The sequence below is a fragment of the Vreelandella hamiltonii genome, from assembly GCF_014651775.1.
Lineage (GTDB): Bacteria > Pseudomonadota > Gammaproteobacteria > Pseudomonadales > Halomonadaceae > Vreelandella > Vreelandella hamiltonii.
In genome coordinates this window covers 26448-35681 of record NZ_BMXN01000032.1, presented here as the reverse complement: position 1 = coordinate 35681, position 9234 = coordinate 26448, and the positions used below count along the sequence as shown (strand labels likewise).

Sequence of the window (9234 nt, the reverse complement as noted above, 5' to 3'; positions counted from 1 at the left end):
ACTAATGGCCCGTGAGGCTTGACCCTATAACACCCAAGGGGTCTGGTCGTGATGATAACGAAGAGTGCGAACGCACTCGCAACACCGGATACGCGGCAGTGAGCCAGAGCGCTTGCTGACAGGAGACGCACACAATACACGTCAAGAACACCTCAGCATGATATGCATTACCTGTTACGCCTGACGACCATAGCACGCGTGAATCATCGTCAGGCACTTATATCGTAGAAAGCCCCGAGCACACTGTGTTCGGGGCTTTTTGCTGTGCGTTAAATTTGTCTACACCTGGTGCTTTTATGTCAGAATGAAGGCTCCAAGGAGGAGTGCCGATGACACAAATGCAATGGGATCAGTTACTTTCCCCTCAGCGCTTACATGACAAGCGCCCCGGCAGTAACCGCGAAATAGGGCGCACTCCTTTCCACAAGGACCATGACCGCATCGTTTTCTCAGGCTCCTTTCGTCGCTTGGGGCGCAAGACGCAGGTGCATCCCCTTACCGAAAATGACCATATCCATACGCGGTTGACCCACTCCCTGGAAGTCGGCTGTGTGGGCCGCTCGTTGGGCATGATCGTCGGCGAGTTGCTGCGTGATCGGCTGCCGGAGTGGATCACCCCAGCTGACCTGGGCGTCATCGTGCAAACGGCCTGTCTCGGGCACGACATCGGTAACCCCCCCTTTGGCCATGCCGGTGAATATGCCATTCGTGACTGGTTTCGCCGTGCCGAGGGGAGTGGCTTGCTGGAGGGGCTCTCCGAACAGGAGCGCCAGGATCTGCTGACCTATGAGGGTAATGCTCAGGGATTTCGTGTCATTACGCAGATCGAGTACAACCAGTTCAACGGCGGCATGCGGTTATCTGCAGCAACCCTGGGGACTCTGTTGAAATATCCCTGGACCGTTCGCTATGGTGGCCGCGCTGGCAAGTTTGGCTGTTATCAGTCCGAGCAGGCGTTGCTCAAGGAAGTCGCTGACGCCGTGGGTCTGATTCCTCAGGGCGAGCAGCGCTGGTGCCGTCATCCACTGGCGTGGCTGGTCGAAGCAGCGGATGACATCTGTTATGCGCTGCTGGATCTGGAAGATGGCCTCGAAATGGGGATTCTGCGTTACGAAGAAGTCGTCGAAATACTGCGTCAGATTGCTGGCGAATTTCCCCCTGAGTATGAAGAGATGCAGCGCAAGAGTGTCTCGCAGCGCCGCCGTATCGCGCTACTGCGGGGGGCAGCCATGGAGCGTGCGGTCAATGATGTGGCGGCCGTGTTTGTTCAGCATGAGCAGGCGCTGCTGAGCGGTACCTTGAGCGATGACCTGCTGGAGCTTTGCCATCCGGATCTGGGCTGGGGCGTGCAGTCTGCCAAGCAGTTGGCTCGAGAACGCATTTTCCAGAACGAGCGCAAGGCCAAGCTGGAAATCGGTGCCTACACCACGCTGGGGATTCTGCTGGAGGCGTTCATTGGTGCTGCCCATGAGCTACACCATACCGGGCAGAGCTCTTTCAAGCATCAGCGCGTGCTGGCACTGATCGGTGAAAACACGCCGCTGCCCTCCTGGACGCTCTACGACAGCTACCGTCGTATGCTGGATTTCATTGGTGGCATGACCGACCACTACGCCGTGGACCTTGCCCAGGAGATGGGCGGGCGGCTGCGCGGGGATTAAACCGACGGGTGGCGCAAGTGTTTTAGCTCCATCAGCCGTACCCGTTCCAGCAAGGTATGGATGACCTTGTCATGGATGACGTCGCTCATATGGCCCGGTTTAAGCTCGCTCAACTGGCGTGACAACCGCTCTCCGCTGACCACCAGAATGTCCGAAGCTGCCTCGCTGGTATCGATTTGCCAGCCAGGCAGCACCAGCACGCCTCGAACGGGAACAGGCACCCCACAGCGTCGCTCCAGCCACTGGGTGAGCCAATTGACCCCCTGACGCGTCTTGTGCAGTGGGCGACGCTCCTGCCAATGGGGAAAGCGCAGCCGTTCGCGTTCGACGGCCACGCTATTGAGCTCGCGGCCATCCGAACCTATCGCCAGCGCTCTGGCGCGGGTTTCGACGACAAAGACGCCATGGGGCGTCACGACCACGTGGTCGATGGTGAAGCTGTCGGTAGGTACGTCGTGAAACACATAGTAAGGGTGTGCCTCCGGGCGGATGAGTCGCTCCAGCTCCTGGCCAACGGCCAGCTCGCAGGCCAGCCCCAGCTTCAGGCGACGGATACGCTGATAATCGCGTACCAGCAGCAGTGAAAACGCCAGTACCAGCAGCGTGCTGAGCAGCCCGTACAGTGCCCACTCCACCCAGTCCTGCTGCTCCACGAACAGCATGCGGCCCATGCCGTAGACCAAGGGCGCCAGACTCACCAAAGGCCCTAGCGTACCGTTTAGAAACAGGCTCGAGAATGCTTGATCCAGCCGGTAACGCAGTGCCTGCCCAGGCTCGTGAAGCGGGGCATCGAAAGGAGACTGCACGCGCGCATCATGCAGACTGCGCAGCGCCAGCACGATACCGCCCATTGCCGCCATCGGAAACAGGAAAATGAGAGGTAGCAGGTATTCCAACCAAACCATTGCGATGCCTTGCCCTTGAGCCGTTTACCAGAAGTAGAGCGATTGGTGCTACATCAATACTTCAACCGCCTGCCAATTTTACCTGATACCCCATGGAGGTTAGCGCGTCACGCAGGGTTTCGCGATGATCTCCCTGGATTTCGATCACGCCCTCCTTGACGGCGCCACCGGTGCCACAGCGCTGCTTCAGGGTCTTGGCCAGTGCTTTCAGCTCCGCGTGGGCCAGCGGTATACCGCTGATGGTGGTCACACCCTTGCCTTTGCGGCCACTGGTCTCTCGTCGAATTCGCACGATGCCATCCAACGTAGCCAATCGTGCCTGTTCGCTGGCGTCTTCGCAGTGGCAGTCGTCAATCGCGGCACGGCACTGGGGGCATGTCTTGCCATGCTCGGTGGAATACACCAGACCACCCAGTTGGTCACGTAATGAAGCCATGTCTTGTCTCTGCTGAGGGTTATTTCGCTGTCGAGTGATGCGGCATTGCCGTGTGCCATCGCTCGCGGGTCAAACGCTCCACAACGGCAGGCAACTGATACATGTTACTGATCATGATAGCGCCTTCCGGGGTATTTTCGGCATCTGGAAAGCGGTTTAAATGAATCACCGTCATGCCCGCTTGAAGTGCTGCCCTGACGCCGACCAGCGCATCGTCGATGGCAATGCACTGTGCGGCAGCAAACCCCATGATGCTGGCCGCATGTAAGTGCAGGCACGGCTCGGGTTTCCAGCAGTTGGCGGTATAGCCGCTGAACAGGCGATTATCGAAGTAATGGGTCAGGCCCGTTGCTTTCAGCGCCGCGCGTATCTTCGTTTCCGGGCCGTTGGAAACCACCGCGCTGGGGTAGTGCGACAAGGCTTCCAGTGCTTCCAGTGCCCCGGGAATGGTGGTGAGTTCGTTGGTCAGTCGCGTGGCCAGGTTGGCGCGCATATCGTGCTCCATGCGCTCGAGTTGTTCGATGTCGACTTGACCATGGCGGTCCTGCAGCTCGGCGACGATCCTGCGAAAGCGGGCGCCACGAAATTCGCCCATATAGTCGGAGGCAGCGAAGGGAAGCCCCACCGTATTGAGGCCGCGTGCCATTTCTTCGGCAAGCAGGGGTTCGCTATCGACGAGCGTGCCATCACAGTCAAACAACAAAAGTGGAAGCGGCATGTCAGTTCCTTGCAGTACCTGAAGCACTACGCATGTTGGGGTAAGCCGACCATCTTGCTATTGAACGGGATTTTAGCTCCTTTGTGAACACTGTTTGATAATTTTTTACGTTTTCGTCGATGGCGGAGTCGCTGCACGTCGGGAAAGCCCCTGGCAGGTGCTTATCCCTCGGAGCGGCTATAGTGAACAGGTGCAACGACATGCATCATGAAAAAGGAGATTGATATGCGAGTATCCCCTTGGCTATTACCTTGGGTTTTGAGTGCATCCTTGTGTGTAGTCGCGGCCAGCGCGTGGGCAGACACCGCGGCTGAGAATGGACAGCACGAAGCGTTGGATGATGCGGCGCTGGAAGAGACGTACGGTATCAAGGCGGGGGCCGTCCGACGCGACGAACAGCCCGCCTCACAAGCGCAGGAAGATGCTGGCGACGATGATGAAGAGCATGCCGAAGGCGGCACTGGGGGCACCGGCAGTGCCGATGACGCCATGTTGCAAGGTGAAGACGAACAGAGCAGTGAAGAGCAAAGCAGCGATCAGTAATGCGATGCCGCTTAACGCGACAAGCGTCGTGAGTTGGCACTGCTGCGCCGATGATAAGGCTTCATGGCTTGTTGACTGGTTGTCCACCATGGCGCGTACTGACCGCGCATGGCGCTGAACAAGACTTTTTGCATGATGAGGCCAGCTTCCACGCTGGCCTCGATCTTTTCAGTCACCATGCGCTGGTTTTCACGCATCATGGCAGGACTGAAAAAGGGCTGCGTTTGCCATAGTTGCTGACGCATGGAAATCGTGGAGAGCGAAGAGCTCCATAGCTCCATGCCCATGATGCCTGCTTTCCACAGGTCAAGGAACATCAGGGGCGGTGTCAGCATTGGCAGAGGGGTGTGCTTCATGGAGAAGGCTACCTGGTGAAGAAATGGGCGGTGTTGTTTAGTAATAGCTCATTATTGCTGCATTGCAATAAAAAAGGCGACCCGAAGGCCGCCTTGATGTCGTCGCGAGGCGCTGCTTATTTGATCTTGGGCGCCAGCTCACCACGCTCGTAGCGCTGGAACATGGCTTCCAGGCTGATCGGCTTGATCTTACTCGCGTTGCCTGCGGTGCCAAAGGCTTCATAGCGGGCAATACACAGATCGCGCATGGCCGTGACGGTTTCTTTCAGGAACTTGCGCGGATCGAACTCTGATGGGTTCTCGGCCATGAAACGACGCACGGCGCCGGTCGAGGCCAGACGCAGGTCGGTATCGATGTTGACCTTGCGCACTCCGTGCTTGATGCCCTCGATGATCTCTTCTACCGGTACACCGTAGGTTTCCGGGATCTGACCACCGTAGCGGTTGATCACTTCCAGCCACTCCTGGGGCACCGAGGAGGAGCCGTGCATGACCAGGTGGGTATCCGGAATACGAGCGTGGATCTCTTTGATACGCTGGATCGAGAGCGTATCGCCCGTGGGCGGCTTGGTGAACTTGTAAGCGCCGTGGCTGGTGCCGATGGCAATGGCCAGGGCGTCCACATGGGTCGCCTTGACGAACTCGGCAGCCTCTTCCGGGTCGGTGAGCATCTGCTCCATATCCAGCTTGCCTTCGGCGCCAATGCCGTCTTCTTCACCGGCCATGCCGGTTTCCAGGCTGCCCAGACAGCCCAGTTCGCCTTCTACAGAGACGCCACAGGCATGGGCCATTTCAACGGCACGACGGGTCACGTCAACGTTGTAGTCGTAATCCATCGGCGTTTTACCGTCTTCGCCCAGGGAGCCATCCATCATCACGGAGGAGAAGCCGAGCTGAATGGAGCGCTGGCAGACGGCCGGGCTGGTGCCGTGATCCTGGTGCATGACGACCGGAATATGCGGGAACTCTTCCACCGCCGCCAGAATCAGGTGGCGCAGGAAGGGGGCGCCAGCGTATTTGCGTGCGCCAGCAGATGCCTGCACGATCACCGGCGAGTCAGTCGCGTCAGCGGCTTCCATGATGGCCCGCATCTGTTCCAGGTTGTTCACGTTGAACGCGGGAATGCCGTAGCCGTATTCGGCGGCGTGGTCGAGCATCTGGCGCATGCTAATCAAAGCCATGGGGTCACCTTATTGGGTTGTATGTTCAGGGTTCTAAGTGTCAGCGCTGAGCAGCGGCTTCCAGCGCGGCAACGGCCGGCAGCTGCTTGCCTTCCACGTATTCGAGAAATGCTCCGCCACCGGTCGAGATATAGGAGACTTGGTCGGCAATCGCGTACTTGTCGATGGCCGCCAAGGTGTCTCCACCTCCAGCAATAGAGAACGCGGCGCTGTCGGCAATGGCTCGGGAAATGACCTCGGTCCCCTTGCCGAACTGGTCGATTTCAAACACGCCTACGGGGCCGTTCCACAGAATCGTGCCAGCATCCTTGAGCAGGCTGGCCAGATGGGCTGCCGTATCGGGGCCGATGTCCAGAATCATTTCGTTGTCTGCCACCTGATCGACGGGCTTGACCACTGCCTCTGCTGCTTCGGAAAACTCGGTGGCCACCACTACATCGGTAGGCAGCGGAATCTTCACCTTGGCCATCAGCGCCTTGGCCTGGTCGAGCAGGTCTGCTTCGTAGAGCGATTTGCCCACATTATAGCCTGCTGCCGCAATAAAGGTGTTGGCGATACCACCACCGACGATCAATTGATCGCATTTTTCCGACAGTGCGTTCAGCACGTCCAGCTTGGTAGAGACCTTTGAGCCGCCGACGATGGCTGCCATGGGGCGTGCGGGATTGGCCAGCGCTTTCTCCAGGGCATCAAGCTCCTGGGCAAGCAGAGGGCCAGCACATGCCTGGGGAGCAAAGCGCGCGACGCCATGGGTAGAGGCCTGGGCACGGTGAGCGGTTCCAAAGGCGTCCATGACGAAGATGTCGCACAGTGCGGCATACTGCCTGGCAAGCTGTTCGTCGTCTTTCTTCTCGCCACGATTGAAGCGCACGTTCTCCAGCAGTACCACGTCACCGTTCTGCAGCGTCGGGGCGGTGTCGAGGTAGTCGTTGACCAGTTTGACGGGGCTGCCGAGCAGTTCGCCCAGGTGCTCGGCGACAGGGGCCAGCGAGAACTCGTCAGCGGGTTCACCTTCCGTGGGGCGGCCCAGGTGGCTCATGAGCAGTACTTTGGCGCCCGCCTTGGCGGCAGCTTGTATGGTCGGCAGCGCAGCACGCAGGCGAGCATCGCTGGAAACACGGCCGTTCTTGATCGGCACATTCAGGTCTTCACGAATCAGTACGCGCTGCCCATCCAGTGGCAGGTCGGTCATCTTTTGCACGTTCATGTGAGCGGTTTCCTCGTGTTCAAGCGAATGAAAGGTCGTGGCGGTCATACCCGCTGGCGTAGCGTTGCCAGTCGCTGGCTGATATCCAGCATACGGTTGGCAAACCCCCACTCGTTGTCAAACCAGCACAGCAGCTTGAGCAGGCGCTTGCCTGCCACTCTGGTTTGCGTGGCGTCCAGAATGCCAGAGCGAGGGTCGTGATTGAAATCGATGGAGGCCATGGGGGCCTCGGTATAGCCCAGCACGCCCGCCAGCCGCTGTTGGCTGGCCTCGCGTAGCAGTGAATTGACCTGCTGGGCATCGGTGTCGCGGCGTACGGTAAGCGAGACATCCATGGCCGAGACGTTGATCGTGGGAACGCGCACGTGCAGACATTCGAAGCGGCCTGCCAGCGTTGGCATCAGACGGCTGATGCCCACCGCAAGCCCAGTATCGACCGGGACGATGGACTGCATCGCCGAGCGGGTAAGGCGCAGGTCGGTCTGGTGGTAGGCGTCGATGACTGGCTGGTCGTTCATGGCCGAGTGAATCGTGGTGGTGACACCGTGCTCCAGCCCCAGCGCTTCATCCAGTATCGTCAGCAAGGGCACCAGGCAGTTCGTGGTGCAGGACGCCGCCGAGAGGATGCGCTGTGCACCGCTGAGCTCATGCTCGTTGATCCCCCACACGATGGTGGCATCCACGTCGTTTTCTGCCGGTTGGGAAAACAGCAGCTGCCGTGCACCGGCCTTCAGGTGCCGCTCCGCCGTGGCGCGATCCTTGAAGCTTCCTGAGCACTCCAGTACCAGATCGATATCCAGGGCTTTCCAGGGAAGCGCATCGGGGGCGCGTTCACATAGCACCTGAATGCGCTGGCCGTTGATCACCAAGGCATCACCCTCGTTCTCGACCTCGCCAGGAAAACGCCCGTGGGTGGTGTCGTAGCGGGTGAGATAGGTGATGGTAGCCAGGTCGGAAAGTTCGTTGATGGCGACCACTTCCAGATCGGGATGGCCACGCTCCACCAGTGCACGCAGTACGCACTGGCCGATACGTCCATACCCATTGATTGCAATGCGAAACTTAGCGGTTGCGTTAGCCATGTCGCGAAGCGGCCCCAAAAAAAGTGGCTAGATGATAACGTACTTCAGCGCCCGTTGCTCAGTTGCCAGCCCCCACCAGACCCCAGGCGAGCGGCAGCAGCAACGCGGTGAATATGCCCGTCAAACTCATCCCGAGGGAGGCAAAGGCACCGGCAGTGGGGCTCATCTCAAAGGCCCTGACGGTGCCAATGGCATGGCCGTTGAGCCCCAGGGCGAAGCCGAGCAGGCGCTCGTCGGTAATGTTCAGCCATCTGGCAGCGAGGCTTACCATCGGGATGGTGGCGACGCCAGTGACCAGCAGCGCGCCCATCAACAAGGCAACGCTGCCACCCAACTGTTCGGTGATCCCGATGGCAATCGGGGCAGTGACGGACTTGGCTGCAATGGAGGCGAGTACTTCTGGGCTGGCGCCGAGCAGCCAGGCAATCCCCAGGGAATAGCAGGCGGCCAGAGACGCCGCCACGGGCAGGCAAGCCGCCAAGGGGCGCCATAGCTCACGGATACGCGGTAGCTGTTGATAAAGGGGCATGCCGAGTGCCACGGTGGCAGGCCCCAGCAGTACGGTCAGCCAGGTCGCCCCCTGTTGGTAAATGGGGTAAGGCAAGCCCAGCACGGCAAGCGTGGCCGCCAGCAGCAAGGCGGCAATCAGTATGGCGGGTAGCCAGGCAGGGTTGCCCAGCCGCCGGAACAGCGCGGTGCCCAAGAGGTAAGCCGCGAGCGTCAGGCCCACGGCAAACAAGGGCGTTGCGGTCAATAAGGTGAGCGTGTCACTGGCCATGTTCACGTCCCATCAGACGCTTGAGCAACCACAGCGTAGTCAAGACGCTGAGCAGCGTGCCCAGGAGCAGTGCCGCCAGGATGGCCAGCCACTGTCCGGCCAATTGATCCAGAATGAAAAAGACCCCGACCACCCCAGGCATGATCAGCATGGCCAGTAGTGCAATCAGGGGCTGGGCGGCGGCGGCAAGGCTTGTGGGCACACGGCCGATAAGGGCCAGAGTGACGCACAGCAGCAACATGCCGACCACGCCAGAAGAAATGGGCAAGCCGGAGAAGTGAACCACGGCTTCTCCGACCAGCCAGTAGCCGATCAGCCAAAGCAGGCCGTTCAGCGCGGGCATCTATAGGCCCGCGCTGCCTGTGCA

The 9234-nt window shown here is 59.6% G+C and carries 11 protein-coding genes; 2 read left to right on the top strand and 9 right to left on the bottom strand.

The genetic code is table 11. The features are described from left to right. Positions 1-329: 329 nt before the first annotated feature. Positions 330-1661, top strand: a complete 1332-nt coding sequence (locus IE091_RS17065) for a deoxyguanosinetriphosphate triphosphohydrolase (protein WP_039183558.1) — start codon at positions 330-332, stop codon at positions 1659-1661. Here IE091_RS17065 and IE091_RS17060 read toward each other — a convergent pair. The 3 genes from IE091_RS17060 to IE091_RS17050 form a co-directional block, all read right to left on the bottom strand. After that, the gene (locus IE091_RS17060; protein WP_016915648.1) at positions 1658-2566 is read right to left on the bottom strand and encodes a nuclease-related domain-containing protein; all 909 of its coding nucleotides are present in this window, start codon (positions 2564-2566) and stop codon (positions 1658-1660) included. The two genes, IE091_RS17065 and IE091_RS17060, sit on opposite strands and share 4 nt — an antisense overlap. A 61-nt stretch (positions 2567-2627) precedes the next feature. After that, positions 2628-3002, bottom strand: coding sequence for a translation initiation factor Sui1 (locus IE091_RS17055; RefSeq protein ID WP_039183560.1), 375 nt, complete (start codon positions 3000-3002; stop codon positions 2628-2630). Between the two features lie 19 nt (positions 3003-3021). Then, positions 3022-3720 carry an HAD family hydrolase gene (locus tag IE091_RS17050; RefSeq protein WP_016915650.1) on the bottom strand — a complete coding sequence of 233 codons (699 nt, stop codon included), beginning with the start codon at positions 3718-3720 and terminating at the stop codon, positions 3022-3024. A gap of 225 nt (positions 3721-3945) precedes the next feature. Here IE091_RS17050 and IE091_RS17045 point away from each other — a divergent pair, with 225 nt between their 5' ends. Next, the gene (locus tag IE091_RS17045; RefSeq protein ID WP_016915651.1) at positions 3946-4263 is read left to right on the top strand and encodes a hypothetical protein; all 318 of its coding nucleotides are present in this window, start codon (positions 3946-3948) and stop codon (positions 4261-4263) included. A gap of 11 nt (positions 4264-4274) precedes the next feature. Here the strand turns inward: IE091_RS17045 and IE091_RS17040 are convergent, their stop codons facing one another. From IE091_RS17040 to IE091_RS17015, 6 genes are all read right to left on the bottom strand, one after another. Continuing rightward, positions 4275-4619 carry a hypothetical protein gene (locus IE091_RS17040; RefSeq protein WP_016915652.1) on the bottom strand — a complete coding sequence of 115 codons (345 nt, stop codon included), beginning with the start codon at positions 4617-4619 and terminating at the stop codon, positions 4275-4277. A gap of 116 nt (positions 4620-4735) precedes the next feature. Further along, a complete protein-coding gene (fba, locus tag IE091_RS17035; RefSeq protein ID WP_016915653.1) occupies positions 4736-5800 on the bottom strand; it encodes a class II fructose-bisphosphate aldolase in 1065 nt (354 codons plus the stop codon). Between the two features lie 40 nt (positions 5801-5840). Next, positions 5841-7007, bottom strand: coding sequence for a phosphoglycerate kinase (locus IE091_RS17030; RefSeq protein WP_096921711.1), 1167 nt, complete (start codon positions 7005-7007; stop codon positions 5841-5843). Positions 7008-7051: 44 nt separating this feature from the next. Then, positions 7052-8089 carry a type I glyceraldehyde-3-phosphate dehydrogenase gene (locus IE091_RS17025; RefSeq protein ID WP_189464205.1) on the bottom strand — a complete coding sequence of 346 codons (1038 nt, stop codon included), beginning with the start codon at positions 8087-8089 and terminating at the stop codon, positions 7052-7054. 58 nt (positions 8090-8147) lie between these two features. Next, a complete protein-coding gene (locus IE091_RS17020) occupies positions 8148-8867 on the bottom strand; it encodes an LrgB family protein (RefSeq protein ID WP_189464204.1) in 720 nt (239 codons plus the stop codon). After that, positions 8857-9210 (bottom strand): CidA/LrgA family protein, encoded by a 354-nt coding sequence (locus IE091_RS17015; protein WP_081137895.1) that lies wholly within the window; start codon positions 9208-9210, stop codon positions 8857-8859. Before IE091_RS17015 ends, IE091_RS17020 begins: the two co-directional genes overlap by 11 nt. Between the last annotated feature and the right edge of the window lie 24 nt (positions 9211-9234).